At 72.3% G+C, this 25,071-nt stretch carries 22 protein-coding genes and 1 tRNA gene; 9 read left to right on the top strand and 14 right to left on the bottom strand.

Annotation, left to right across the window (positions count from 1 at the left end):
• Positions 1-32: 32 nt before the first annotated feature.
• Entirely contained in the window at positions 33-1,184 is a 1,152-nt protein-coding gene (locus P2H44_RS24990) for an ABC transporter substrate-binding protein (protein ID WP_275768167.1), read from the bottom strand.
• Positions 1,185-1,304: 120 nt separating this feature from the next.
• Here P2H44_RS24990 and P2H44_RS24985 point away from each other — a divergent pair, with 120 nt between their 5' ends.
• Positions 1,305-1,721: a CAP domain-containing protein gene (locus P2H44_RS24985; RefSeq protein ID WP_275768165.1), complete on the top strand. Its 417-nt coding sequence runs from the start codon at positions 1,305-1,307 to the stop codon at positions 1,719-1,721.
• A 330-nt stretch (positions 1,722-2,051) separates the two neighbouring features.
• On the opposite strand, the gene P2H44_RS24980 is transcribed toward P2H44_RS24985, so the two are convergent.
• Entirely contained in the window at positions 2,052-2,930 is an 879-nt protein-coding gene (locus P2H44_RS24980) for an HpcH/HpaI aldolase/citrate lyase family protein (protein ID WP_275768163.1), read from the bottom strand.
• A 358-nt stretch (positions 2,931-3,288) separates the two neighbouring features.
• On the opposite strand from P2H44_RS24980, the gene P2H44_RS24975 reads away from it, so the two are divergent.
• Positions 3,289-3,783, top strand: coding sequence for a hypothetical protein (locus P2H44_RS24975; protein ID WP_275768162.1), 495 nt, complete (start codon positions 3,289-3,291; stop codon positions 3,781-3,783).
• A gap of 320 nt (positions 3,784-4,103) precedes the next feature.
• Here the strand turns inward: P2H44_RS24975 and P2H44_RS24970 are convergent, their stop codons facing one another.
• From P2H44_RS24970 to P2H44_RS24935, 8 genes are all read right to left on the bottom strand, one after another.
• Positions 4,104-5,306 carry an acetyl-CoA C-acetyltransferase gene (locus tag P2H44_RS24970; RefSeq protein WP_275768160.1) on the bottom strand — a complete coding sequence of 401 codons (1,203 nt, stop codon included), beginning with the start codon at positions 5,304-5,306 and terminating at the stop codon, positions 4,104-4,106.
• Positions 5,307-5,530: 224 nt separating this feature from the next.
• Positions 5,531-6,355 (bottom strand): ABC transporter permease subunit, encoded by an 825-nt coding sequence (locus P2H44_RS24965; protein ID WP_462976328.1) that lies wholly within the window; start codon positions 6,353-6,355, stop codon positions 5,531-5,533.
• Between the two features lie 22 nt (positions 6,356-6,377).
• On the bottom strand, positions 6,378-7,247 hold the full coding sequence (locus tag P2H44_RS24960; protein ID WP_275768159.1) for an ABC transporter permease subunit: 870 nt from the start codon (positions 7,245-7,247) through the stop codon (positions 6,378-6,380).
• A gap of 216 nt (positions 7,248-7,463) precedes the next feature.
• Positions 7,464-8,591, bottom strand: coding sequence for an ABC transporter ATP-binding protein (locus P2H44_RS24955; RefSeq protein ID WP_275768157.1), 1,128 nt, complete (start codon positions 8,589-8,591; stop codon positions 7,464-7,466).
• Positions 8,592-8,605: 14 nt separating this feature from the next.
• Positions 8,606-9,709, bottom strand: a complete 1,104-nt coding sequence (locus tag P2H44_RS24950; protein ID WP_275768155.1) for a polyamine ABC transporter substrate-binding protein — start codon at positions 9,707-9,709, stop codon at positions 8,606-8,608.
• Between the two features lie 198 nt (positions 9,710-9,907).
• Entirely contained in the window at positions 9,908-11,548 is a 1,641-nt protein-coding gene (locus tag P2H44_RS24945) for an ArnT family glycosyltransferase (protein WP_275768153.1), read from the bottom strand.
• 504 nt (positions 11,549-12,052) lie between these two features.
• Positions 12,053-13,327: an acyl-CoA dehydrogenase family protein gene (locus P2H44_RS24940; RefSeq protein WP_462976327.1), complete on the bottom strand. Its 1,275-nt coding sequence runs from the start codon at positions 13,325-13,327 to the stop codon at positions 12,053-12,055.
• Positions 13,328-13,359: 32 nt separating this feature from the next.
• Positions 13,360-14,127, bottom strand: coding sequence for a TetR/AcrR family transcriptional regulator (locus tag P2H44_RS24935; protein ID WP_275768152.1), 768 nt, complete (start codon positions 14,125-14,127; stop codon positions 13,360-13,362).
• A gap of 125 nt (positions 14,128-14,252) precedes the next feature.
• On the opposite strand from P2H44_RS24935, the gene P2H44_RS24930 reads away from it, so the two are divergent.
• From P2H44_RS24930 to P2H44_RS24910, 5 genes are all read left to right on the top strand, one after another.
• A complete protein-coding gene (locus P2H44_RS24930; RefSeq protein WP_275768151.1) occupies positions 14,253-15,092 on the top strand; it encodes an SDR family oxidoreductase in 840 nt (279 codons plus the stop codon).
• 1 nt (position 15,093) lies between these two features.
• On the top strand, positions 15,094-15,621 hold the full coding sequence (locus tag P2H44_RS24925; protein ID WP_275768149.1) for a MaoC family dehydratase: 528 nt from the start codon (positions 15,094-15,096) through the stop codon (positions 15,619-15,621).
• Complete coding sequence (locus P2H44_RS24920) at positions 15,618-16,673, top strand: phosphotransferase (protein WP_275768147.1); 1,056 nt, start codon at positions 15,618-15,620, stop codon at positions 16,671-16,673. The genes P2H44_RS24925 and P2H44_RS24920 overlap by 4 nt, the downstream gene beginning before the upstream one ends.
• Positions 16,674-17,459, top strand: a complete 786-nt coding sequence (locus tag P2H44_RS24915; RefSeq protein WP_275768145.1) for an SDR family NAD(P)-dependent oxidoreductase — start codon at positions 16,674-16,676, stop codon at positions 17,457-17,459.
• 496 nt (positions 17,460-17,955) lie between these two features.
• Entirely contained in the window at positions 17,956-19,167 is a 1,212-nt protein-coding gene (locus P2H44_RS24910; RefSeq protein ID WP_275768144.1) for an NAD(P)/FAD-dependent oxidoreductase, read from the top strand.
• A gap of 287 nt (positions 19,168-19,454) precedes the next feature.
• Here P2H44_RS24910 and P2H44_RS24905 read toward each other — a convergent pair whose 3' ends face one another.
• Positions 19,455-20,627 carry a thiolase domain-containing protein gene (locus P2H44_RS24905; RefSeq protein WP_275768143.1) on the bottom strand — a complete coding sequence of 391 codons (1,173 nt, stop codon included), beginning with the start codon at positions 20,625-20,627 and terminating at the stop codon, positions 19,455-19,457.
• Positions 20,628-20,749: 122 nt separating this feature from the next.
• Between P2H44_RS24905 and P2H44_RS24900 the strand changes: the two genes are divergently transcribed.
• The gene (locus P2H44_RS24900) at positions 20,750-21,436 is read left to right on the top strand and encodes a LuxR family transcriptional regulator (RefSeq protein ID WP_275768141.1); all 687 of its coding nucleotides are present in this window, start codon (positions 20,750-20,752) and stop codon (positions 21,434-21,436) included.
• Between the two features lie 10 nt (positions 21,437-21,446).
• On the opposite strand, the gene P2H44_RS24895 is transcribed toward P2H44_RS24900, so the two are convergent.
• Both P2H44_RS24895 and rlmB read right to left on the bottom strand, forming a co-directional pair.
• A complete protein-coding gene (locus tag P2H44_RS24895; RefSeq protein WP_275768140.1) occupies positions 21,447-21,965 on the bottom strand; it encodes a CoA-binding protein in 519 nt (172 codons plus the stop codon).
• Positions 21,966-22,280: 315 nt separating this feature from the next.
• Complete coding sequence (rlmB, locus tag P2H44_RS24890; RefSeq protein WP_275768138.1) at positions 22,281-23,261, bottom strand: 23S rRNA (guanosine(2251)-2'-O)-methyltransferase RlmB; 981 nt, start codon at positions 23,259-23,261, stop codon at positions 22,281-22,283.
• Between the two features lie 84 nt (positions 23,262-23,345).
• Between rlmB and P2H44_RS24885 the strand changes: the two genes are divergently transcribed.
• Positions 23,346-23,431, top strand: a tRNA-Tyr gene (locus P2H44_RS24885).
• A 194-nt stretch (positions 23,432-23,625) separates the two neighbouring features.
• Here P2H44_RS24885 and P2H44_RS24880 read toward each other — a convergent pair.
• On the bottom strand, positions 23,626-24,981 hold the full coding sequence (locus tag P2H44_RS24880; protein WP_275768224.1) for a recombinase family protein: 1,356 nt from the start codon (positions 24,979-24,981) through the stop codon (positions 23,626-23,628).
• Positions 24,982-25,071: the final 90 nt, after the last annotated feature.

The raw sequence follows: 25,071 nt of genomic DNA, 5'->3' as shown, positions 1-25,071 counted from the left end.
GGCGCCCGCGTCGGCGCCCCCGGCGATCGGCTTCACTTCAGGTCGCACTCGGCGGCGTAGACGTCCTGGCGCTGCTTCACCGCGACGCCGATCACCTTGTTGGTGGGCTTGCCCTCGCCGGCGACCACCTCGCGGACGTAGATGTCCTGGATGGGGTGGTTGTTGTTGCCGAACTTGAAGTCGCCGCGCACCGAGTCGAACTCCGCCGCCTTCAGCGCCGCGCGGAACCCGTCGGGGTCGGTCTTGGGATCGGCCTTGGCGATGGCCGACAGGATCAGGTTGGCCGCGTCGTAGCTCTGGGCCGCGTAGATCGTCGGCGTGCGGCCGTACTTGGCCTTGAACGCCTCGACGAAGGCCTTCGACTTGGCGATGTCGAGGTCATGGCTCCACTCGGCGGTGTTCTTCACGCCGATGGCCGCGTCGCCCACGGCGCCCAGGATCACCTCGTCGAAGGAGAAGGCGGGGCCGAAGACGGGGATGTCCACGCCCGCGCCCGCGTACTGCTTCATGAAGGCGATGCCCATGCCGCCGGGCAGGAAGAAGAACACCGAATCCGCCCCCGAGGCGCGGATCTGCGCGATCTCGGCCGCGTAGTCGGTCTGGCCGAGCTGCGTGTAGATCTCGGCCACCGGCTCGCCCTCGTAGAGGCGCTTGAACCCGGTCAGGCTGTCCTTGCCGGCGGGGTAGTTGGGGGCGACGATGAAGGGCTTCTTGAAGCCCTGCTCCTTCATGTAGGCGCCCATCGCCTCATGCAGGTTGTCGTTCTGGTAGGCGGCGTTGAAGTAGTTCTCGTGGCAGCCCTTGCCCGCCAGCGCGGAGGGGCCGGCGTTGACCGAGACGTAGAACACGCCCTGGCGCACGGTCCCGGGCACCACCGCCATGGCGAGGTTCGACCAGATGATGCCGGTCAGGACGTCGACCTTGTCCTTCTGGATCAGCTCGTCGGCCAGGCTCTTGGCGACGTCCGGCTTCTGGGCGTCGTCCTTCTCGATCACCACGACCTCGGGGTTGCCGGCCTCCTCGATGGCGAGCATGAAGGCGTCGCGGGCGTCGATGCCCAGGTGCGAGCCGCCGCCCGAGAGCGTGGTGATCATGCCGATCTTGGTCTCGGCCGCGGCGCCGGTCGCGACGGTCGAGGCCGCCATCAGCGCGGCCACGGCCGCGGAAAGGAAAGTGCGCTTCATGGAGTGGTCCCCTGGTTCCCCGTCGGTTTCGATTTGGGCGCAGAATGCATCGCCGCGCCCGGCAGGGAAAGGCCCCCTCGGCGCCCGCGCGCGAAACGCCCGCCCCGCGGCCCCCCGGCGATGAGCGAGCCCCCCCGCCCCTGCCCCGCGCTGATCGAGGGCGTGAACGCCGCGCGGGCCGAGGCCGGGCTGCCCCCGCTCGCCCCCCATCCCGCGCTGACCGCGGCCGCGCTGGCCCATGCCGCGGACCTTCTGAGCAACGGCGCCTTCGACCATGCCGGCTCCGACGGCTCGCTGCCGCTCGAGCGGGTGCTGCGCCAGGGCCTCAGCCCGCGGCTCGCCGCCGAGAACATCGCCATGGGCCAGCCCGACGCGCCCGCCGCGGTCGCGGCCTGGCAGGGCTCCGATGGCCATCGCGCCAACAACCTCTCCCCCGAGACGACGCTGATCGGCACGGCCGCCGCGCGCTATCCCCGCCGCGGCCTCGTCTCCGACGACCAGCGCCTGTGGATCGCCGTCTTCGCCGCCGAGTTCTGACGCGGACCGCCCGCCCCAGGCGCGCCGTGCGCGACGCCCGCAGGCCCCGCGGAGCGCCTGTTCTTCGGAGCCGTCCGTCGCTGATGCCGTAAAGAGCGAGTCGGCGGGAGGGGTCCAGGATCGCGAAGCGACCCCGCCTCTTGGCGGGGCTTGTCCTTGACCCCTCCCGCCGACTCGCTCAGGCATCTTCAGCGACGGACGGATCCGAAGGACAGGCGCGGCCCTGTTCTTTGGTGAGTTCAGAAGCGGCCCTGCGCGGGAACCGCGCCCCGGCGCAGCCGGGCAGATCCCGAGCGAGCCCCGCCTCGCGAGGCTCGCCCGGCCCGGTCCTCACCCCGCCTGCATCTTCGCGATGGCCTCGGCCTGCGCGATCAGCTTCTGGGCGGTCTCGACATGCAGGTTCTCGACGATCTTGCCGTCGACCACCGCCACCGCCTCGCCCTTGGCCCGCGTCTCCTCGAAGGCCGCGACCTGGCGCCGGGCGAGCTCGACGTCGGCCTCCGAGGGCCCGAATTCCTCGTTGGCGATGTCCAGCTGGGCGGGGTGGATCAGGGTCTTGCCGTCGAAGCCCATCTCGCGCCCCATCCGGCAGGCCGCGCGGTTGCCCTCGGCGTCCTGGTAGGCGTTGTAGACCCCGTCGAGGATCGCGAGCCCATGGGCGCGCGCCGCCAGCAGGCACCAGCCGAGCGAGGTCATCACCTCGGCGCGGCCCTCGGTGTGCAGGGCGCCCAGCTCCTTGACCAGGTCGTTGGTGCCCATCACGAAGCAGGCGAGGCGCGGGGTGGCGGCGGCGATCTCCTTCGCGTTGAGGATGCCGATCGGCGTCTCCATCATCGCCCAGATCTTCGTCGAGGCGGGGGCGCCGGCCTCGTCCATCAGCTTCTCGACCGCGTGCAGGTCGGCGGGGGCGTTCACCTTGGGGACCACGATCGCGTCGGGGCCCATGGCGGCGACGGCGCGGATGTCGGCCTCGCCCCACTCGGTGTCGAGGCCGTTGACGCGCACGGTCACCTCGCGCAGGCCGAAGCCGCCGTCCTTGAGGGTCTGCACCACCAGCTCGCGGGCGGCGACCTTCTCGGTCGGGCCGACGGCGTCCTCGAGGTCGAGGATCAGCGAGTCGGCCGGCAGGCCGCGGGCCTTCTCCAGCGCGCGGGCCTTGGCGCCGGGCATGTAGAGGACGGAGCGGCGCGGGCGGGCGAGGTCGGACATGAAGGCTCCTGAAGCGCTGGCGAGGGGTTGGAACGACCCCGGCGGGATATCGTCCGCGGAGCGGTTGCGCAAGAAGATGGCCCGGAGAGGGGATCGCGCGCAATTTTCGCGGCGTCGCGGCCGGGGACGGGCCCAGCGTTAACCTTGCTTTCGTCCTTTGCGCGCATCGTTGCGTCAAGGCCGTCGCCGGCATCGGCGGCCTCCCGTTCCCGGCGCCGCGACAGGCCGCGGCGCTTCGGGCGGGGGGCGCTTCCGGCGGCCGATCCGTCGACGCGAGCACCGGCGCCCGGCCGGATCGGTCGGCGGCTCGGGGGTCCGGGCCCCGGCGGCGCCCGGCGCCCAGCGCAAAGGTGATGCCATGGATCGCGACGCCGACCTCCGCCCCGCTCCCTCCCGCCTCCGACCCGGCGCGGCGCAGGCCCCCGCGGGCCCCGCGCCCGCGCACGGGGGCGGGCGGCGCCCTGCCCTCTCCCCGCGCGCCCTGTCCCGGCCCGGCCGGTCGCGCCTCGACCTGTCGCTGGCCGGCCTGGCGCTGGCGTGCCTCGGCGCGCTGGGCGCGGCGCTGCCGCCGCTCCCCGCCGCCGCCCAGGCCGCGACGCCCGCCCAGGGCGGCCCCACCTGCGGCGTGCGGGCGGAGGTCGTCTCGCGCCTGAAGGCCAAGTACGGGGAGACGCGCCGCGGCTACGGCCTGCAGCGCGGACAGTCGGTGGTCGAGGTCTACGCCTCGTCCGAGACCGGCTCCTGGACCATCATCATGTCGATGCCCAGCGGCCTCGCCTGCCTGGTGGCGGCCGGCGAGAACTGGGCCGTGCCCGAGATCGAGGCGACCGAGCCGGTGGGCGATCCCGCCTGACCGACGCCCGGGTGGAGCCGGCGCGGGCCGGCCGAGTCCGGCGAACGCCCCCCTCCCGCGCCGGGCTGCGGCGTCGACGACGCTAGGCCGGTGGCGAGGGCCGGTCGACCGCCCCGCCTCTCGGACCGACGCAACCGCGGCGCGGCCCTGCTGCGGGACGCCGATCGTCGGTCGGCGCCCGGCAGGTCCGGCGCCCCGGCCCCGACGGCGCGACGCAGCCAAGCCCGCCCGCAGGGCGCCTCCGTCCCCGGGAGTCCGGCGCGCAACGCGAAAGGGCGGCCCCGGGGCCGCCCTTTCCGGTCTCCGTATCGAGCTCGCCCTCAGGCGGCTTCGAAGATCGCCGCGACGCCCTGGCCGCCGCCCACACACATCGTCTCGAGGCCGTATTTCGCCCCCCGACGCTTCATCTCGTGCAGCAGCGTGGTCATGATCCGCACGCCCGTCGCGCCGATCGGGTGGCCCAGCGAGATGCCCGAGCCGTTCACGTTCAGGCGCGGGTCGTCGGCCGACATCCCCCACTCCTTCAGCACCGAGAGGACCTGGCAGGCGAAGGCCTCGTTCACCTCGATCAGGTCCATCTGGTCGAGCGTCAGGCCGTTGCGCTCCATCACCCGCTTGGTCGCCGGCGCCGGGCCGATGCCCATGTGCGAGGGCTCGCAGCCTGCGGCGGCCCAGCCGGTCAGGAAGGCGATCGGCTCCAGGCCCAGCTCCTCGAGCTTGTCCTCGGCGACCACCAGGCAGGCGGCGGCGGCGTCGTTCTGCTGGGAGGCGTTGCCCGCCGTCACCGTGCCGCCCTTCATGATCGCGCGCAGCTTGCCCAGGCTCTCGGCCGTGGCCTCGGGGCGGATGCCCTCGTCGCGGGTCACGCTCACCGGATCGCCCTTGCGCTGGGGCACGTCGACCTGGATGACCTCGCCGTCGAACTTGCCCTCGCGCCAGGCCGCGTCGGCCTTGGCGTGGGAGGCGGCGGCGAAGGCGTCGGCGTCCTCGCGCGCGATCTGGTAGTCGCGGGCCAGGTTCTCGGCCGTCTCGATCATGCCGGAGATCTTGCCGAAGCGATCCTCGGGCTGGGAGCGTTCGCGGCCGCGGTCGAGGCGGTCGTAGAACTGCGCGGTGCCCGCGCGTTTGCCCCAGCGCATGTCGGTCGAATAGTACTCGATCCGGCTCATGCTCTCGACGCCGCCCGCCAGAACGGCGTCGCAGGCGCCGGTCTGGACCATCATCGCGGCGGTGGCGATGGCCTGCAGGCCGCCGCCGCAGCGGCGGTCGAGCTGGAGGCCGGGGACCTCCACCGGCAGGCCGGCGGCGAGCGCGATCCAGCGGCCGGTGCAGGGGGTTTCGGAGTTGGCGTAGGACTGGGCGAAGACCACGTCGTCGATGCGCGCCGGGTCCACGCCCGACTGCGCGATGACGGCGCGGGCGGCGGCGCCGCCCAGGTCCTCGACCGGCAGGTCCTTGAAGGCGCCGCCGAAGCGGCCGATGGGGGTGCGCAAGGGCGCGACGATGGCGGCGCGACGGGTCACGGGCGTCTCTCCCACGGGTTTTGTCGACTCGGATGTCCTGCCGGGCGGCAGGCAAGCGGCGACACCCTACGCCCCCGCGCCGCCGGGCGCGAGGGGAGTTTGCGACGCCTCGGCGCCGCAGGGCGGAACGCGGGCGTCGCTTGAGGAGACGCAGCCGACCCTCCGGACTCGGGGACGCCGGCCTGTCGGCGGAGAGAAGGCGGGCCGCCCCTCCGCGGCGGCGCTCAGGCCCTGCCGGTCTTGCGCATCCGCCAGGCGGCCAGGCCCACGAAGCAGGCGACCAGCAGGATCATCAGGGTGGCGAGCGCGTTGATCTCGGGCGTCACGCCCAGCCGCACCTTCGAGAAGACCACCATCGGCAGGGTCGAGGCGCCGGGGCCGGAGACGAAGCTCGCGATCACCAGGTCGTCGAGCGAGAGGGTGAAGCTCAAGAGCCACCCCGCCACCAGGGCCGGGGTCAGCATCGGCAGGGTGACGTCGAAGAACACCCGCGGCTGCCGGGCGCCGAGGTCCATCGCCGCCTCCTCGACCGAGGTGTCGACGTCGGTCAGCCGCGCCTGCACGATCACCGCCACGAAGGCCATGCAGAAGGTGGCGTGGGCGATGACGATGGTGTCCACGCCCCGCTCCGCCGGCCAGCCCAGCAGCCCCTCCATCGAGATGAAGAGCAGCAGCAGCGACAGGCCGGTGACCACGTCGGGCATCACGATGGGCGCGGTGGCCATGCCCGACAGCAGCAGGCGGGGACGGAAGCGGCCGAAGCGGGACATGGCGTAGCCGATCAGGCAGCCGAAGATCGTGCCCAGCGTGGCCGAGAGCGCGGCGACCTTCAGGCTGACCCAGGCCGCCTGCAGGATCTGGTCGTTGCGCAGAAGCTCCCCGTACCACTGCGTCGACCAGCCCCCCCAGACGGAGGCGAGCTTCGAGGCGTTGAACGAGTAGACCACCATGATCGCCAGCGGCACGTAGAGCACCGCGAAGCCGAAGGCGGCGGCCAGCGGCAGCGCGAAGCGCGAGGCGCCGCGGCCGGACATGCGGGAGTCGCTCATCGGGTCGGTCCTCCGCGTCGCATCAGTCCTTCACCCCCAGGGCGTTGCGCGCGAACATGATCGGCACCACCAGGAAGGCCAGCATGGCGATGGCGACCGACGAGGCCAGCGGCCAGTCGCGGTTGTTGAAGAACTCGGTCCACAGCGTCTTGCCGATCATCAGCTGGTCGGGGCCGCCCAGCAGCGCGGGGATCACGTACTCGCCGACCGAGGGGATGAAGACCAGCAGGCTGCCCGCGATCACGCCGGGCATAGACAGCGGCAGGGTCACGTCGAGGAACGCCCGCCAGGGCCGGGCGCCGAGGTCGTGGGACGCCTCGAGCAGCGCGCCGTCGAGCTTCTCGAGCGTGGAGTAGAGCGGCAGGATCATCAGCGGCAGGTAGCCGGTGACCATGCCCACGTAGATCGCGAAGTCGGTCTGCAGCATCGTGACCGGGCCCAGCCCGATCAGGCCCAGCGCCGAGTTGATGAAGCCCGTGGGGCTCATCAGCCCGATCAGCGCGTACATGCGCAGCAGGAAGCTGGTCCAGAACGGCAGGATCACCAGCATCAGCAGCAGGCTGGAATAGCGCGAGCGGGCGATCAGCAGCGCCATCGGGTAGGCGATCAGCAGGCAGATCAGGGTCGAGGTGGCGGCCATCCAGATCGAGTTCAGGTAGGCCGAGACGTAGAGGTCGTCCTCGAGCAGGTAGAGGTAGTTGCCGATGTTGAGCGTCAGCGTCAGCAGCCCGTCCTGCCAGTCCCACAGCGAGGTGTAGGGGGGCCGGGCGATGGCGGGCTCGGACAGGCTGACGCGCAGGACCACCAGGAAGGGGACCAGGAAGAACAGCGTCAGCCAAAGGGTCGGGGCGGCGACGACCAGCGCGCGGCCGCGGCGCAGGATCCAGGTCATCGGCAACGCCTCCGGTCGGCGAGAGGGGAGGGCGCGGAGCGCATGCCGGCCCGCGGCGCAGGCGCCCTGCCCGCACATCGTCCGCGGCGGGCGCGACACAGCCAGGCCCGCCCGCAGGGCGCCTCCGGGCCCGGGAACGCCGCCGGGGCGACGGCACGGGCCGGCCGGGCGGCGGGCGGGGGCGCAGGCGCGGCGGGCGGGGTCATCGCGCGGGCCTCACGACAGCAGCGCCACGCCGGCGGCGGGCGGCCAGGAGATCCAGACCGTCTCCTCCCAGGTGGGCGCGGCGGCGTCGTGGCGGTCGCGGTTGGCGAGCGTCGCGCGCACCCGCTGGCCCGAGGGCAGGACCACGCGGTAGTGGCTGAGCCCGCCCATGTAGGCGATGTCCTCGACCACGCCCTGCGCCGCGCCGCCCACGGGCCCCTCGGGCGCTTCGCGGTGCAGGCGCAGCTTCTCGGGGCGCACGGCGACCCAGACGGTCTGGCCGAGCTGGCAGCTCATGCCGTGGTCGATGTAGATCTCGCCGCCCAGCGCGTCCGAGCCGACGCGCAGGTGGTCGGACTCGTCCTCGGTCACCCGCCCCTCGAAGATGTTCACCGAGCCCACGAAATCCGCGATGAAGCGGTTCTTGGGGAATTCGTAGAGGTCGCGCGGCGCGTCCACCTGCACCAGCCGGCCCTGGTCCATGACGCCGATGCGGGTGCCCAGCGTCATCGCCTCCTCCTGGTCGTGGGTGACCACGATGAAGGTGGTGCCCAGGCTCTCCTGGATGTCCATCAGCTCGAACTGGGTCTCCTCGCGCAGCTTCTTGTCGAGCGCGGAGAGGGGTTCGTCCAGCAGCAGCGCCTTGGGCTTCTTGGCGAGCGCGCGGGCCAGCGCCACGCGCTGGCGCTGGCCGCCCGAGAGCTGGTGGGGCTTGCGGTGACCGAGCTTGTCGAGCTTCACCAGTTCCAGCATCCGCTTCACCTGGGCCTCGATCTCGGCCTTGGGCATGCGGTCCTGCTTCAGGCCGTAGGCGATGTTCTTGGCCACGCTCATGTGCGGGAACAGGGCGTAGGACTGGAACATCATGTTGACCGGCCGCTCCCACGGGGGAACGGCGGTCATGTCCTGGCCGTCGATCTCGATGCGGCCGCTGTCGGGGGTCTCGAACCCCGCCAGCATCCGCAGGAGCGTCGACTTGCCCGAACCGGAGCCGCCGAGGAGGCAGAAGATCTCCCCCTCGGCGACGTCGAGGCTGACGTTGTCGACGGCGCGGAAGCCGTCGAAGGTCTTCACCAGGTCCACGATCCGGATGAAGGCGCGCTCCGACTTCGGAGCGCGCAGGTTCGACGGCGCGGCCACCCCCCCGATCCGCCTTACTTGCCGGTCTTGATCGAGGTCCAGGCCCGGTTCACCAGCCGGTCCGTCTTGGCGTCGTAGACCATCGCGGTCCACAGGTGCTGCTTGGCCTCGTCGGAGGGGAAGATGCCCGGGTCTTCCTTGATCTCGGCCTCGACCATGTCCATCGAGGCGGTGTTGGCGTTGGCGTACCAGACGTAGTTGGTGATGTCGGCGGTGATCTGGGCGTCCATCACGAAGTCGATGAACTTGTGGGCGTTCTCGGGATGGGGCGCGTCGGCGGGGATCGCCAGCGTGTCCATCCACATCAGCGCGCCTTCCTTGGGGATCACGTAGGCGATCTCGACGCCGTTGTCGGCCTCGGCCGCGCGGTCGCGGGCCTGGAAGATGTCGCCCGACCAGCCGACCGAGAGGCACACGTCGCCGTTCGCCAGGTCGTTGATGTACTGCGAGGAATGGAAGTAGCGCACGTGCGGCGCGATGGTCTTGAGCAGCGCCTCCGCCGCCTCGATGTCGTCCTTCTTGGTCGAGCGCGGATCGAGCCCGAGGTAGTTCATCGCCGCGGGGATCACCTCGGTCGGGGCGTCCAGCAGGGTGATGCCGCAATCGGCGAGCTTGGCGGCGTTGGCCTCGTCGAAGACCAGCGACCAGCTGTCGGTGGGGGCGTCGTCGCCCAGCCGCTCGGCGATCTTGGCGGTGTTGTAGCCGATGCCGGTGGTGCCCCACAGGTAGACGACCGCGTGGGCGTTGCCCTCGTCGAAGTTGGCCAGGCGCTCCATCAGCGCGGCGTCCATGTTCGCGAGGTTGGGCAGCAGGCTCTTGTCCAGCGGCTGGTAGACGCCGGCGGCGATCTGGCGGGCCAGGAAGTCGCCCGTCGGCACCACCACGTCGTAGCCCGAGGAGCCGGCCATCATCTTGGCCTCGAGCACCTCGTTGGAGTCGTAGACGTCGTAGGTGACCTTGATCCCGGTGGCCGCCTCGAACTTCTCGATCGTGTCCTCGGCGATGTAGTCGGACCAGTTGTAGATGTTCAGCACGGGCTCCTCGGCCGCGAAGGCGGCGCCGGCGACGTTGGCGGCGGCCGCGGCGGCGAGGAGGGAAAGGGCGGTCTTGGAGGTCATCGGATAGGCTCCCTGTCGGCGGCGCCTGCGCAGCGTGCAGGCCCTGTCGTGAGTCGACCTTATGTGCGGCTTCGCAGGCGCGAAAGGGGGATTCTGAACGCGCCCGTCACGGCGCCCCGGCCGCCCTTGCCGGGCCCGCGCCGCGGCCCGCCGCAGGGCCGGGCGGATCGGGAAAGCGGGCGGGCGCAGGCGGGCCGGTCAGTAGCCCTCGAACCCCTCCACCGCCCACAGGACGTAGGTCACCGAGCGGTCGGAATGGGTGGCGAAGGCGCCCTCCCCCACCGGCAGGGCCCAGGCGAAACGGGCGGCGATCTCCTCGCCCTGCTCGGCGCTCTCGACGGCCAGCAGCATCAGCCGGTCGTCGCCGGGCTCGAGCCGGGAGCGGAACTCGAAGTGGTTCGAGGGGGTTCCGTCGGGGTCCCAGACCGCCACGTCCTTGAAGTCCATGCCGCCCTCGAACAGGCATTCCGACAGGCGCCGGCGGTCGTTCGAGAGCAGGACCTGCGCGCCCTCCCCCTCCATCGCGCTCAGCGCCGCCTCGCAGAACGGGCCGCCGTTGCGCATCTTCTTGAACGGGTCGGCGAAGCGCGGCAGGTCGCGGCCCCAGAGGTCGTAGACCCCGCCCAGCGCGAAGACGACGACCACCGCCGCGATCCCCACGCCCGCCTGGACCTTGCCCGCAAGCTCCCCCCAGGGCCGGGCCAGCAGCCAGCGCGCGGCGAGGATCGAGCCGCCCACATAGGCCGGCGCCGCCCAGTTGGCGTTGGCCTGGCTGAGGAAGGCCTGCACGCACATCGCCGCCAGCAGGGGCGCGGCCGACCAGGCCAGCAGCCGCTCGCGCCAGTCGCCGCGGCGGGCGGGGTCGAGGGGCAGCGTGACCAGCGCCGCCAGCACGGCGAGGAAGGCCACCGGGCCGATCACCCCGAACTGCGCGCCCAGGAACTCCGCCAGCTTCTCGGGATGCACCAGGCCCCCGCGCCCGACCTCCGCGTTCTCGCCCAGGTGGGTGATGGTGACGAAGCCGTGCGCCGCGTTCCAGGCGAGGTTGGGCGAGAGGACCAGCAGCGCCACGCCGGCCGCCAGTCCCGCGCCGCGCCTGCGCGAGGGCGCGAGGGGCGCCTCGCGGGAAAAGAGGACATAGCCGATCAGCCCCAGCGGCAGGGCGATGGCGGTGTACTTCGCCAGCATCCCCAGGCCCACGCCCAGGCCCACCAGCGCCCACCAGCCCCAGGGCTCGGGCATCTTCGGCCCGGGCTCGACTTCCATCGCGCGCACCAGCGCATAGAGCGCCAGCGCCCAGCCCGCCATCATCACCGGATCGGTGGTCATCAGCCCGGCGGAGATCGAGACGCCGGGCGCCGCGGAATAGAGCAGCGCCGCCCAGAACCCGGTGCGCGCGTCGAACAGGCGCCGGGCGGTCAGGAACACGCCCGCGCCGACCGCGAGATGCGCGAGCGGCGCGAAGAAGCGCAGGGCGAAGGCGGTGTCGCCCAGCACGCTCGTCGAGGCCAGGATCAGCCAGCCCACCAGCGGCGGCTTGGAGTAGTGGCCGAAGGCCATCTCCCGCCCGTAGGCCCAGTACTGCGCCTCGTCGAAATGCACCGGGATCAGCCCCAGCGCGTTCAGCGCCAGCCGCAGCAGCGCGAGCCCCAGCAGCAGCGCCCAGGCGCGCTTCGACCACAGCAGCCGCTCGGCCGCCGCCGCCGCGCCCGCGCCGCCGCCGCGACGCCCGCCGCCCTTGCCGCCGCCTTTCGGAGCGCCCCCGCCCCCGGCCGCGGCCGGTTTGCGCGGCGCGGCCTGCCGCGCCCGCGAGGGGGTCCTGCTGCTCTGCGCGCTCATGCTCGCTCCGGGATCGTGCGCCTCGCCTCCGGCGCGCCCCGGTTCTGCCAGCGCCCGCCCTCGCGCGCAACAGCCCCCCGGGCCGCGCCCCTGGCTCGCCCCAGGCGCCTGCCCGCCCCCGGCCTCGCCGCGAGCGCCTGTTCTTCGGAGCCGTCCGTCGCTGATGCCGTGAAGAGCGACTCGCCCGCCGGGGTCAGGGATCGCGAAGCGACCCCGCGCAAGCGGGGCTTGTCCTTGACCCCGGCGGGCGAGTCGCTCAGGCATCAACAGCGACGGACGGCAGCGAAGGACAGGCGCGGGCCTGTTCTTTGGTGGGTTCCCGAAGCGCCCTCCCCGCCCGCCTCCCGCGCCGTCCCGCCCGGCGCGCGGCAACTGCGCCTCCAGGCCCAAGCCCGCCCGCAGGGCGCCTGTAGACCGCTCCCCGCAAGAGCTCCCCCGAAAAGCGAAGCGGCGCGCCCCGGGCCGGGGCGCGCCGCCTTTGCGTGCGAGGGGGTCAGCCCCCGATCACACCTTCTCCTGCGTGTACTGGCGCAGCTCGCGGCGCGCGACCTGGCGGCGGTGCACCGCGTCGGGGCCGTCGGCCTGGCGCAGGGTGCGCACGTGGGTCCACATGTGGGCCAGCGGGAAGTCCTGGCTCAGGCCGCCCGCGCCATGCATCTGCATCGCTTCGTCGATCACCTCCAGCGCCATGCGCGGCGCCGCGGTCTTGATCATCGAGATCCACGGCCCCGCCTGGCGCGGGTCGCCCTGGTCCATCATCCAGGCCGCCTTCAGGCACAGCAGGCGAGCCTGCTCGATCTTGATCCGGCACTCGGCGATGATGTCGTAGTTGGCCCCCAGCTTGTAGAGCGGCTGGCCGAAGGCCTCGCGCTCGAGCGAGCGCTTGATCATCAGCTCCAGCGCCCGCTCGGCCTGGCCGATGGCGCGCATGCAGTGGTGGATGCGGCCCGGCCCGAGGCGGCCCTGGGAGATCTCGAAGCCCCGGCCCTCGCCCAGCAGCAGGTTCTCCGCCGGCACGCGCACGTTCTCGAAGCGCAGGTGCAGGTGGCCGTGGGGCGCGTCGGGATTGCCGAAGACCTGCATGGCCCGCAGCTTGGTGATGCCCGGCGTCTTGGGATCCACCAGGATCTGGGAATGCTGCTGGTGCTTGGGACGGTCGTCGGAGGGCGTGTGCACCATGACGATGTAGAGCTCGCAGCGCGGGTCGCCGGCGCCCGAGATCCACCACTTCTCGCCGTTCAGCACGTAGTGGTCGCCGTCGCGCACGCAGCTCAGGCGGATGTTGGTGGCGTCCGAGGAGGCCGTCTGCGGCTCGGTCATCACGTAGGCCGAGCGGATCTTGCCCTCGAGCAGCTTGCCCAGCCACTTGTCCTTGTGGGCCTGCGAGCCGTAGCGCTCCAGCACCTCCATGTTGCCGGTGTCGGGGGCGGAGCAGTTGAAGGTCTCGGCCCCCAGCGGCGCCTTGCCCATCTCCTCGGCCAGATAGGCGTATTCGACGGTCGACAGGCCGTAGCCCCGGTCCGAATCCGTCAGCCAGAAGTTCCAGAGCCCGCGCTCCTTCGCCTTGGCCTTCAGCCCGTCGATGATCTCGAGCATCTCGGGCGTGTAGGTCCAGGGGTCCGGCGCCTTGGCGTGGGCCTCCTCGAAGGCGGCCGAGGCGGGGATGATCTCGTCGCGGACCATCGTCGCCACCGCCTCGTGCAGGGGCTTGAGGCGCTCGGTCATGCCCAGGGACATGGTCTCGAGCTCGGGTTTGATGACCTCGGGTCGTGCGTTCATGGGGTCCTCCCTTCAGCGTCGCCGGCCCGGCTCTAGCGGGCTTCCAGTCCGCCCAGGGCGAAGGCGACGATTTCGTCGATGATGCGGGCCAGGTGCGCCTCGGTCTCGCCGTCGCGGGGGCGATACCAGTAGACGGCACCGTTCAGGGCCGGCAGCAGGGTGCGCACGGTGGTGGCCGCGTCGCAGCGTCGGAACGCGCCCGTCTCCATCCCGTCGTCGAGGACGCGCAGGAACAGGCGCTCGTGGTCGTGGCGCAGGCGGATCAGGTCGGCCATGGCGGCGCGCTGCTCGGGCGCCGCGCTCTCGCGCAGGAACATCTCCACGCCCTGCAGGGCGCAGCGGTGCCAGGGCTGGTCCTTGAGGATCGAGCGGACGTGCACGCGCATCATCCGCTCCATCCGCTCGCGCGGGGTCCCGCCCTCGGCCTCGGCCTCGGCGACCTGGGCGCCGATGCGCTCCAGGCTGCGGCGCACGACGTCGGTGAAGAGGTCCAGCTTCGAGCGGTAGTAGTGGTAGACCCGCCCCTTGGTGGCGCCCATGCCGCGGGCCACGTCGTCGATCGAAGTGGCGGCGAAGCCCCGCTCCATGAAGGCGACGGCGGCGGCGGCGAGCACCTCCTCCAGCGCCTGGGCGCGGGCGGCCTCGGCGGCGGCGAGCGGGTCGGCGGCGGATTCCGCGGGCGCGGCGACGGCCGCGTCCCGGGCCTGCGCGGCGGCGGCCGCGACCACCTCCACGGCGGCGTCGGCGGACGGCTCTGCGGGGGCCTCGCCGGGCCTTTGCTGCGGGGTTGCGCTCATCATCGGGAGCCTACATACTGCCGAGTATGTCGTCAACGCCGGCGATCGAGATCCGCTCCGGCGCCCTGATCGGGGACGGCCGGAGCCGGGCGCGAGACCCGGCCAACAGAATGCATGGGGAGGACGCGTTGAGCTATCTCGACGACCTGTTCGGCGTGCGCGGCAAGACCGCGCTGGTCACCGGCGGCGCCACCGGCATCGGGCGCATGATCGCCGAGGGCCTGGCCCAGGGCGGCGCGCGGGTGCTGATCGCCTCGCGCAAGGGCGCCGAGTGCGAGGCCACGGCGGCCGAGATCAACGCCCTGATCAAGGAAAGCGGCGGGACCGGCTCGGTCGAGGGCTTCTCGGGCGACGTGGGCTCCGAGGGCGGCTGCGAGCTTCTGGCCCAGGAAGTGGCGAAGCGCACCGACAAGCTGCACATCCTCTTCAACAACGCGGGCGTCGCCTGGGCCTCGAAGGGCATCGACGACTTCCCCTACGCGGCCTGGGACAAGGTGTTCCGGGTCAACGTCGCGGGCGCCTACGAGCTGACCCGCCAGCTGCTGCCGCTGCTGGAGAAGGCCGCGACCGACGCCGATCCCGCGCGGGTGATCTCGCTGGGCTCGGTGATGGGCCACTGGCCGATCGGGGACGGGAGCTATTCCTACTCCGCCTCCAAGGCCGCGGTGCACCAGCTGACCAAGATCCTGGCGAAGGAATGCGCGGCGCGCCGCGTGACCTTCAACGCCTTCGCCCCCGGCCCCTTCCCCTCGCGCATGACCGCCTTCGCGACCGGCACCGAGGAGAAGCAGGAGGCCGTGGGCCAGGACATCCCGCTCGGGCGGGTGGGCCACCCCGAGGACATCGCCGGGGCGGCGCTTTATCTGTGCTCCCGCGCGGGCGCCTACGTGACGGGCTGCATCCTGCCGCTGGACGGGGGCATCGGCGTGATGACGGGCGGAGACCTGTGGGAGAAGGGGAGAGACTGAGATGCTGACCGAAAACGGGGTCGAGGACTACGACCCGCTCACCCGCGACGTGCCGACCTGGTCGGTGGCGGACTTCAAGTCGAAGCTCGGCGAGGAGATCGGCGTGACCGCGTGGTTCCACATCACGCAGGAGGCGGTGGACGCCTTCGCGGTGGCCACCGACGACCGCAACTTCATCCACGTCAACCCGCCCCGCGCCAAGGAGGCCGGCCTGCCCGGCACCATCGCGCACGGGTTCTTCACCCTCTCGCTGCTGGCCTGCTTCGCCTACCAGGTGTCGCCGAAGGTCAAGGGCGCGGTGATGGGCTTCAACTACGGCCTGGACAAGGTGCGCTTCATCAACCAGGTCTCCGTCGGGTCCCGCGTGCGCGGCCGCTACAAGCTGGCCGACGCGCAGGAGAAGGACGGCGCCCTGGTCACCGCCTACGACGTGGTGGTCGAGATCGAGGGCCAGGAAGTGGCCTCGGGCGGCAAGCCCGCGCTGGTCGCCACCTCCCGCGGGTACGCGAAGCTCGGAGACGATGCATGAGCCGCGAAGCCAACGCCGCCGCCCAGCTCGACGAGGCCGCGCTGGGCGCCTATCTCGAAAAGCATGTCGAGGGCTTCAAGGGCCTGAAGGAGGCCAAGAAGTTCTCCGGCGGCCAGTCGAACCCGACCTACCTGCTGACCGCGGAGTCCGGCCGCTACGTGATGCGCGCCAAGCCGCCGGGGGAGCTGCTGAAGTCGGCCCACCAGGTGGACCGCGAGTACAAGGTGATGAAGGCGCTCGGCCCGACCCCGGTGCCGGTGCCGAAGATGTTCCACCTCGCGCCCGACGGGGACGAAAGCCCGATCGGGCGGATGTTCTACGTGATGGAGTATCTCGAGGGCCGCGTCCTGTGGGACCCGCGCCTGCCCGACCTCGACCCCGAGCAGCGTTTTCTCACCTATGACGCGCTGAACGAGGCGATGGCCGCGCTGCACGACGTGGACGTGAACGCCGTGGGCCTTGCCGACTTCGGCCGCCCCGGCAGCTACTACGAGCGTCAGTTCGGCCGCTGGTCGAAGAACTACCGCGCCTCCGAGACCGAGCATCACCCGGACATGGAAGCCCTGATCAAGTGGCTGACCGAGAACATGCCCGCGGACGACGGCGTGGTCTGCCTGGTGCACGGGGACTACCGGCTCGACAACGCCATGTTCCATCCGACCGAGCCGAAGCTGCTGGCGGTGCTGGACTGGGAGCTGTCGACGCTGGGCCACCCGTTCGCGGATCTCGGCTACCAGTGCGCCTACTGGCGGCTGCCCTACTCCGAGCGCGTGCGCGGCATCGGCAACCTCGAGCGCAGCCGCGCCACCGGCCTGCCGGTCGAGGAGGAATATGTCGAGGCCTACTGCCGGCGCCGCGGCCTGACGGGGATCCCGAACTGGGAGTTCTACGTGGCCTTCTCGCTGTTCCGCTACGCGGCGATCATCCAGGGCGTCTACAAGCGGGGCCTGGACGGCAACGCCTCGGACCCCGAGACGGCGCTGAAGTCCGGCAAGAACGTCCCCATCGTGGCGCGCGTCGCCATCGAGGGGCTCGAGAAGGCGGGCGTCTGAATGGCGGGCCGGTTCGAAGGGCTGACGGTCCTGATCACCGGGGCCACGGGCGGCTTCGGATCGGTCTCGGCGCGCATGTTCGCGGCGGAGGGGGCCCGGCTGGTCCTCTCCGACCATCCCTCGACGCCGCTCGATGCGGTGGCGGCGGGGATCGAGGGCGAGGTCGCCACGCTGGCCGGCGACGTGACCGAGGACGACCTCCACGAGCGGCTGGTGGCGCTGGCGAAGGACCGCTTCGGCGGCCTCGACGTGGCGGTGAACAACGCCGGCCTCTCCCACCCCCGCGCCCGGCTCGAGGAGGTCGAGGCCGCGCGCGCCCGGCTGGTCTTCGAGGTGGACCTGTGGGCGGTGTGGAAGGCGATGGCCGCGCAGATCCCCGCGATGGACACGCGCCAGGGCGGGCGCGGCGGCGCGATCGTCAACATCGCCTCGCTGGCCGGCATCGCCGGCGCCCCGATGATCTCGGTCTACGCCGCGGCCAAGCACGGCGTGGTGGGCCTGACCAGGTCGGCCGCCGCCGAGAACGCGCGGCGCGGCATCCGCATCAACGCCATCTGCCCGGCCTTCGCCAAGACCCCGATCGTGATGGAGGGGGCGGTGAAGGCGATGATGGACAAGGGCTCGACCCAGGCCGAGGCCGAGGCCTTCGTCTCCCGCGGCGTCCCCATGCGCCGCCTGGGCACGCCCGAGGAGGTCTGCCAGGCGATCCTCTGGGCCGCCGACCCCGCCAACGGCTTCATGACCGGCCAGACCATCGCCATCGACGGCGGCGTCACCGCCGTCTGAGGCGCGCGCGACGCCCGCCCCGGGCGCCCGCCCGCCCCGGGCCCCGCCGGGAGCGCCTGTTCTTCGGAGCCGTCTCTCGCTGATGCCGTGAAGAGCGACTCGCCCGCCGGGGTCAGGGATCGCGAAGCGACCCCGCGCAAGCGGGGCTTGTCCTTGACCCCGGCGGGCGAGTCGCTCAGGCATCTTCAGCGAGAGACGGCTCCGAAGGACAGGCGCGGGCGCTTTGTTCTTTGGTGAGTCAGGAGCGCCCCCGACGCCCGCCCCCTGCCCGCCAGTCCTCTCACGAGCGCTCCCCCCGCCCCAGCCCCAAGCCCGCCCGCAGGGCGCCTCCGTCCCCGGGAGCCCGCCCCGCCCCTGCTCGGGAGCCGCGCGTCGACCCTCGCGCCCCTCGCTCGCCTCCCGCCCGCGCGGCGCGGCGGAGGGCCGCGCCCGTGGCGGACCGCTGGACAGGCGTCGCCCGGCCGGCGTAGCGCGGAGGGGCAAGGAGCCCGCCGCCATGTCCCAGTCTTCCGCCCCCCTTCCCGCCTCCTCCGACGTGGTCGTCGTGGGCGGCGGCGTCGTCGGCGCCTCCATCGCCTGCTGGCTGAAGGCGTTCCTGGGGTTCGAGGGCTCGGTCACGGTGATCGAGCGGGACCCGAGCTACGCCCGCGCCTCGACCGCGCTGTCGGCCTCGGGCCTGCGCCAGCAGTTCTCGACCCCCGTCTCGATCGCCCTCTCGCGCTACGGGGCCGAGGTGCTGCGCGCGGCGCCCGATCTCTTCGCCGTCGACGGCCCGGGCCCCGACCTGAACTTCCGCGAGGACGGCTACCTGATGCTGGCCGCCACGCCCTCGCAGGAGGCGGCGGTGCGGGCGAACCACGCGGTGCAGGCGGCCGCGGGGGCGGACGTGGCGCTGCTGACGCCCGAGGAGATCGCCGCGCGCTGGCCGCATCTGCGCACCGACGACCTGCGGCTGGGCGCCTTCGGGACGCGGGGCGAGGGCTGGTTCGACAACATGGGCCTGCTGACCGCCGTCTCGCGCCTGGCGAGGGCGCAGGGTGCACGTTTCGTGACCGACGAGGCGGCGGGCTTCGAGATGCAGGGCGACCGGGTGACGGGCGTACGGCTCGCCTCGGGCGCGCGCATCGGCTGCGGGGCGGCGGTGCTGGCGGCGGGGCCGCGCTCGGGCGCCGCGGCGCGCTGGGCGGGGATCGAGCTGCCGGTGGGCCCGCGCAAGCGCACGATCTTCGTCTTCGACTGCGCGACGCCCCCCGACCCCGCCACCCGCCCGCCGCTGATGATCGACCCCACGGGCGTGTTCTGCCGCCCGGAGGGGCGGTATTTCCTCGCCGGCGCCCCGCCGGTGGAGGACCCCGAGGTCGCGCTCGACGATTTCGACCCGCGCCACGAGGAGTTCGAGGAGATCGTCTGGCCGGCGCTGGCCGAGCGTTCGGAAGCCTTCGAGGCGATCCGCCTGCAGCGCTTCTGGGCGGGCCATTACGAGTGGAACGCCTTCGACCGCAACGGCGTGGTCGGGCCGCACCCGGACGTCGCCAACCTGGTCTTCGCCACCGGCTTCTCGGGTCACGGGCTGCAGCACGCGGCCGGGGTGGCGCGGGGGGTGGGCGAGTGGCTGATCCACGGCGAATACCGCAGCCTCGACCTCTCGCCCCTCGGCTGGGCGCGGCTGCTGGAGAACCGGCCGCTGATCGAGACCGAGATCATCTGAGCGGCGGACGGGGCGGGCGGCTTTCCGACCTCGCCCCCCTGACTGCGCCCCCGCGCGCCGCGGGCGTGTCCCGGGCTCGACCCGGGACCTCCTGCGCGGCGCCCGCCGCCGAGGCCCCGGGTCAGGCCCGGGGCGCCCTTCCCCTCCGGTTCGTCCGTCCTAAGCATCGACCGGGGGCCACGCGGGCTCGGTCCATGAAGAAAGGCCCCGGAGCGTCTCCGGGGCCCTCGCAGTTCTCGACACGCGGGCGGCCGGACCCCCTGGCCGACCGTCCCCGGCGTCCAGCCTCAGGCGCGGTCGGCCTGCAGGATCGTGGCGTAGTTCGCCACCGCCGCGCCGCCCATGTTGAACAGCAGCCCGTGCTCGGCGCCCTCGGCCTGCATGCCGCCGGCCTGGTTGGTCAGCTGGCGGAAGCCCAGCGCGTGCATCGAGACGCCCGTGGCCCCCACCGGGTGCCCCTTGGCCTTCAGGCCGCCCGAGAGGTTCACCGGGGTCTTGCCGCCCTTCAGCACCGTGCCCTCGGCGATCGCCTGGCCGCCCTTGCCGACGGGGGCGAGGCCCATGGCCTCGTAGACCAGCAGCTCGGCGATGGTGAAGCAGTCGTGGACCTCGGCGAAGTCGATGTCGGCGACCGTCAGGCCCGCGGCCGCGTAGGCCTGGGCGATGGCGCGGGCCGGCCCCTCGAAGGCCACGAAATCGCGGCGCGACATCGGCAGGTAGTCGGAGACATGCTCGGCGGCGACGATCTTCACCCGCTTCTTCGCGTCGCCCGCGACGTCGGCGGCCTGAAGGACGATGGCGGCGGCGCCGTCGGTGACCAGCGAGCAGTCGGTCAGCCGCAGCGGCGGCGCGATCAGCGGGTTCTTGTCGCCGACCTCGTTGCAGGCCTCGAAGCTCATCGGGCGCTGCATCTGGGCGAGCGGGTTGTCCATCGCGTTGGAATGGTTCTTGGAGGCGATGCGCGCCATGTCGGCCAGCGGATCCCCGTGACGCTCGGCATAGGCGCGCGCGGCGAGGCCGAAGACCTGCGGGAAGCTCAGCGCCGCCTCGGCGGCGTCGTTCTGGTAGCCGGCGCCGGCCAGCGCCTCGGTCACGTCCGGCGTGGAGCGGTGGGTCATCTTCTCGGCCCCCACCACCAGCACCGTCTTCGCCTTGCCGGCGAGGATCGCGTTGATCCCGGCGTGGATCGCGGCCGCGCCCGAGGCGCAGGCGTTCTCGCAGCGCGCGGCGGGGGTGAAGCGGAAGTCGGGATGCGCCTGGTGGATCAGGGAGGAGGCGAAGCCGTCCTTCACCAGGCCCGAGTTGAAGTGGCCCAGGAACACCGCGTCGATCTCGGAGGGGGCGGTCTGCGCCTCCTCCATCGCCTCGCGGGCGCTCTCGACGATGATGTCCTCGAGGCTGTCGGCGAGGCGGCCGAACTTGGTGTGGCCGGCGCCGGTGATGTAGATGTCCTGGCTCATGGTCTCTCCCTTCCCGCGGGTCGTAGGGCCTGCGTGCATATGCACCCTCCTGGCGGGTTGCTTCCATCCGTAGGACTACGTAGGTCCCTGCGTATCGAAGCGCGCGGCGGGGAGGCGAGGACATGGCAAGACGCAAGGCCCCGCCCGAGCCGCAGCCGGACCTGTTCGTCGAAGCCGGGCTGACGCCGGCCCCCGCCGCGGCGCCGGCGCGCAAGCCCGCCTCCGCCACGGCGGCGCTGCTGGATCCGGCGGCGACGGACGACGCCTCGCTCTCGGCGCTCGCCTTCGTCGAGGCGCCGGTGGCGCTGCTGGTGCTGGCGAACCGCCGGATATTGCAGGCGAACCCGGCGGCGGCGGCGCTGTTCGGCTGGCCGCGCCACCTGATGCAGGGGCAGTCGGTGCGGATGCTCTATCCCTCGGCCTTCGAGTTCCGGACGGTCGGCGAGCGCTGGCTGCGCCTGATGCGCGACCGGCCGGTGCACGAGGACGAGCGGGTGATGCAGGCCCGCGGCGGCCGGATGTTCTGGGCCCGCGCCCGCGGCCGCACGCTGACGCCGGATCGCCCGTTCGAGCTGATGGTGTGGACCTTCGAGAAGCTCGAGGGCCCCGAGACCCCGACCGAGACCGCGCTGACCCCGCGCGAGCGCGAGATCGCGCTGCACGTGGTCGAGGGGCGCACCGCCAAGCAGATCGCGCGGCTGCTCGACATCTCCCACCGCACGGTCGAGGTGCACCGGGCCGCGGTGATGCGCAAGCTGGGCGCGCGCAACGTGGCCGAGCTCGTCTCCCGGATCGTGGAGACGCGCTGAGCAGGCCCCTTCAGCGCAGCTTCGAGGAGATCACGCCGGTGTTGATGCCGCCCATGCGCAGCTCTCCGAACAGGCGCTGGTATTCCATCTTCGGGCAGAGGTTCTGCACCACCTCGACGCCGCGCTCGCGGGCGCGGGCGGCGGCGGCCTCGTTCACCACGCCGATCTGCAGCCAGATCACCTTCAGGCCGCGGTCCAGCAGATGCTCCAGCGCCTCGTCCACCACCTCGCCCGCCTGGTCGGAGCGGCGGAACACGTCGACCATGTCGATCGGCCCCAGCTCCGGCGGGATGTCGGCGAGCGAGGCGCGAACCTCCTGCCCCCACAGCCGCTGGCCGGCGGCGACCGGGTTCACCGGGATCACCTTGTAGCCTTTCAGCGACAGATAGCGCCCCACGTAGTTCGAGGGCCGCACCGGGTTGGTCGACACCCCCACCATCGCCACCGTCCGCACCTGGCGCAGGATGCGGCGCAGCCCCTCGGGGCCGGGGTTGGAGCGGGGATCGAAGGCGGCTTGAGTCTCGGTCATGGGCTCAATCTAGGCGCCGGGACCCGCGCAGGGAAGCGTCGTCGCGGAGGCGTCCTGTCCGCGGAGCGGCGGGGCAAGAAAAAAGCGCCCGCACGAGGCGGGCGCTGAAGTCGGAACGAGGGACAGTGAGTGGATGACGGGGGCGGACCCACCGTCATCGCCTCATGACAAGTATATGGAGTCGCACCCTCGCCAAGGAAACCCCCTCGCGAAAGTTTGCGGAATGTTTCAGGCCGCAGTCGCCTCGCGGCCACGCCCCGTTTCGGGGCGCCGGCGCGGGCCTGGGCCCCTCCCCGGCTCAGGCCGCGCCCCGGTTCAGGCCCCGCCCCGCGGCCGCGTCGCGGCGTAGAGCGACACCGCCGCGGCGTTGGAGACGTTGAGCGAGGCGAAGTCCGCCGCCGAGGGGATGCGCACCAGCGCGTCGCAGGTCTCGCGCGTCTTGGGGCGCAGGCCCGGCCCCTCCGCCCCCAGCGCCAGCGCCACCGGCCCGGGTCGGGCGTCGAGCGCCTCGTCCAGCGTCGCCTCCCCCTCCCCGTCGAGGCCCAGCAGCGAATAGCCGAGCTCGCGCAGCGTCTCCATCGCGGCCGAGAGGTTCTTCACCCGCAGGTAGGGCTGGCGCTCCAGCGCGCCGGAGGCGGTCTTGGCGAGCGCCCCGGTCTCGGGCGCGGCATGGCGGGCGGGGGCGACCACGGCGCGGGCCCCGAACACCTCGGCCGAGCGCAGCACCGCGCCGACGTTGTGGGGATCGGTCACCCGGTCGAGCAGCACCACCACGTCGCGCCCTGTGCGCGGCGCGCAGACCTCCTCGAGCGAGCCCCAGTCGAGGGGCAGCACCTCCAGCGCCGCGCCCTGGTGGACGGACTGCGGGTCGAGCGGCGCGTGGAAGCGGCGCGGGTCAGCGGATTCGGGCTCGAGCCCCGCCGCCTCGATCACGTCCTCGCCCAGGCGCACGGCGGCGTTGGGGGTGAGAATCAGCCGCGTCTTGCGCCGCGCAGGGTTGGCGAGCGCGTCGCGCACCGCGTGCAGCCCGAAGAGCCAAAGCGCCCCGTCCCCGCCCGGCCCCTGCCGCCAGGGCGCGGGCCGCGGCCCGCCCGCGGGCCCGGCGCGCGTCGCGCCCTTGTAGCCGCCCGTCCCCGCCGGCTTCGCGCCCGGCTTGCCATAGGCCTTGCCGCCCGGCTTGCCGTAGGTCTTGCCGCGGCCTTCGCCGCCGACGGCCCCTCCGCCCGAGCGTCCGCCGCGCCCCGCGCGCGAGGACGCGCCGGCCCCGCGCGCACCCTCATCTTCATTTTCGGACATGACGTGGCTCCTTCGGGCTGGAAAAGGCGCGGGGACCGCTTGACCTCCCGCCCGGGGCCCCTTACACCCCCTCGCGCGCCCTGTGGAGGGGTGGCAGAGCGGTCAAATGCAACGGACTGTAAATCCGTCGGGGAAACCCTACGCTGGTTCGAATCCAGCCCCCTCCACCACGCAGCCCTTCTCAAAACCGCCGACGCTGCGCTGCCCCGGAAGTCTTTTACTTTTCCGCAGGTTAGCCGCGCGTCGCGCCGCCAGGACCTCACGAGAGCACCGGAATCGGAGCGAAAACGCCCCTCGGCGGGGCGTTTGCTCTGCGGCCAGGTTTCGGGTGAGGTCTTGAGGCAGGCCCCAGACGAAGCGCGGGTCAGTTCGGCCGTGGCTCGAAGCCCAGAACGCGGCGCTGCTCGGTCCAATCGAGCGGCAGGTCGGGCAGCCGGCGCAGCGCCCCGGCGGTCAGATCGTCCGGCTGCCCGCCGTCCAGGATCGCCTGCGCGATGTCCGGCGCCAGGAAGGCCAGCGGCAGGATGCGGCTGACCGATCCCTTCCGACCGCCCTCGCGACGCTCTATCTCGCCGACCGATGCGGCGGCGCCCGCGAGCAGTTCGCCCGCCCATCGCCGCGCATCGGCGACCATCGCGATCAGCTCCGCATCCGGCTTCCGCTCGCGTCGGCCGAGCCCGATCACGATGGGCTTCGCCCGGCCGGCCTGGCGAGTGCGGAGGGGCGCCTCGATGCGAATCGTTTCGCTTGGCGCATCACGATCGGCCCTATCGACGAGGGCCGTCAGCCTGATCGTGATCGTCAGCGCGTCGCGACCCAATTCGATCCGTTCGACCAGGTCGACAAGCGGCGCGATGCGATCGTCTGCTTCGGCGACGAGGGCAGCGGCGCGCTTCAGCGCGTCCACGATGCCTGTCGGCGGCACGCCAGCCTGATGCAGATCCGCGGCAAACCGATCCGCATCACCGAGATGGAGCTTCAGCGTGTGCGCGACGAAGCCCTCCAGTTCCCCGGCCGGCATCCGCATCGCCGGCGCGTTGCCATCCGGCCGGGAGGCGTAGTACCAGTACCGCTTGCGCACGACGCCCTGCCCTGCCTTCACCGACCGCGACGCATGCGTCGGCTTCATCGGGCGGCCCCGCGCATCGAACAGCAGACCGTCGAGCGGCCGCGCCGATGAGCGAGACGAGCCGGATCGCTTTCCACCGCCGTTGTCGTCCAGCGCCCGCTGCACCGCGTCCCATGTCTCGCGATCCAGAATCGGGTCGTGCATCCCCGGATGCCGCTCGCCCTTGTGCCGCGTCTCGCCGACATAGACCGGGTTGCGCAGGAGCTCGTAGAGCGCCCCCCGCGAGATCGGCTTGGCGCCCGAGCCGTTCGCCCGCCGCTTGCTGAAAATGCCGCCGGCATCCAGGTCCGCCTTCAGCGCTCGGACGCAGCCGAGATCGAGATATCGGCGGAAGATCCTCCGCACCGTCTCCGCCTCGATCTCGTTGGCCACCAGCGCCCGATCCTGAACGTCATAGCCCAGCGGCGGCAGCCCGCCCATCCACATGCCCTTGCGCTTCGAGGCCGCGATCTTGTCCCGGATCCGTTCCGCCGTGACCTCCCGCTCGAACTGCGCGAAGGACAGCAGCACGTTCAGCGTCAGCCGCCCCATCGAGCTGGTGGTGTTGAAGGCCTGCGTCTGAACCGCTCCGGGTCTGCCGGAGGCTCCCACTCCTGAGTAGGATGGAGCCCCATGAGCAAGACGACGAACAAGTTCTCCCCTGAGGTCCGCGATCGCGCGGTTCGCTTGGTGCTGGACAGC

It is taken from the genome of Albimonas marina (assembly GCF_029223255.1).
Taxonomy (GTDB): Bacteria; Pseudomonadota; Alphaproteobacteria; order Rhodobacterales; family Rhodobacteraceae; genus Albimonas.
The sequence above is the reverse complement of the archived record's forward strand: the minus strand, read 5'-3'. Positions and strand labels throughout refer to the sequence as shown.

What these genes read in the sequence shown, in the direction of transcription:
- P2H44_RS24990 (WP_275768167.1), bottom strand. Translation starts at nt 1,184, where the DNA reads ATGAAGCGCACTTTCCTTTCCGCGGCCGTGGCCGCGCTGATGGCGGCC.
- P2H44_RS24985 (WP_275768165.1), top strand. Translation starts at nt 1,305, where the DNA reads ATGAGCGAGCCCCCCCGCCCCTGCCCCGCGCTGATCGAGGGCGTGAAC.
- P2H44_RS24980 (WP_275768163.1), bottom strand. Translation starts at nt 2,930, where the DNA reads ATGTCCGACCTCGCCCGCCCGCGCCGCTCCGTCCTCTACATGCCCGGC.
- P2H44_RS24975 (WP_275768162.1), top strand. Translation starts at nt 3,289, where the DNA reads ATGGATCGCGACGCCGACCTCCGCCCCGCTCCCTCCCGCCTCCGACCC.
- P2H44_RS24965 (WP_462976328.1), bottom strand. Translation starts at nt 6,355, where the DNA reads ATGAGCGACTCCCGCATGTCCGGCCGCGGCGCCTCGCGCTTCGCGCTG.
- P2H44_RS24960 (WP_275768159.1), bottom strand. Translation starts at nt 7,247, where the DNA reads ATGACCTGGATCCTGCGCCGCGGCCGCGCGCTGGTCGTCGCCGCCCCG.
- P2H44_RS24950 (WP_275768155.1), bottom strand. Translation starts at nt 9,709, where the DNA reads ATGACCTCCAAGACCGCCCTTTCCCTCCTCGCCGCCGCGGCCGCCGCC.
- P2H44_RS24945 (WP_275768153.1), bottom strand. Translation starts at nt 11,548, where the DNA reads ATGAGCGCGCAGAGCAGCAGGACCCCCTCGCGGGCGCGGCAGGCCGCG.
- P2H44_RS24940 (WP_462976327.1), bottom strand. Translation starts at nt 13,327, where the DNA reads ATGAACGCACGACCCGAGGTCATCAAACCCGAGCTCGAGACCATGTCC.
- P2H44_RS24935 (WP_275768152.1), bottom strand. Translation starts at nt 14,127, where the DNA reads ATGATGAGCGCAACCCCGCAGCAAAGGCCCGGCGAGGCCCCCGCAGAG.
- P2H44_RS24925 (WP_275768149.1), top strand. Translation starts at nt 15,094, where the DNA reads ATGCTGACCGAAAACGGGGTCGAGGACTACGACCCGCTCACCCGCGAC.
- P2H44_RS24920 (WP_275768147.1), top strand. Translation starts at nt 15,618, where the DNA reads ATGAGCCGCGAAGCCAACGCCGCCGCCCAGCTCGACGAGGCCGCGCTG.
- P2H44_RS24915 (WP_275768145.1), top strand. Translation starts at nt 16,674, where the DNA reads ATGGCGGGCCGGTTCGAAGGGCTGACGGTCCTGATCACCGGGGCCACG.
- P2H44_RS24910 (WP_275768144.1), top strand. Translation starts at nt 17,956, where the DNA reads ATGTCCCAGTCTTCCGCCCCCCTTCCCGCCTCCTCCGACGTGGTCGTC.
- P2H44_RS24905 (WP_275768143.1), bottom strand. Translation starts at nt 20,627, where the DNA reads ATGAGCCAGGACATCTACATCACCGGCGCCGGCCACACCAAGTTCGGC.
- P2H44_RS24900 (WP_275768141.1), top strand. Translation starts at nt 20,750, where the DNA reads ATGGCAAGACGCAAGGCCCCGCCCGAGCCGCAGCCGGACCTGTTCGTC.
- P2H44_RS24895 (WP_275768140.1), bottom strand. Translation starts at nt 21,965, where the DNA reads ATGACCGAGACTCAAGCCGCCTTCGATCCCCGCTCCAACCCCGGCCCC.
- rlmB (WP_275768138.1), bottom strand. Translation starts at nt 23,261, where the DNA reads ATGTCCGAAAATGAAGATGAGGGTGCGCGCGGGGCCGGCGCGTCCTCG.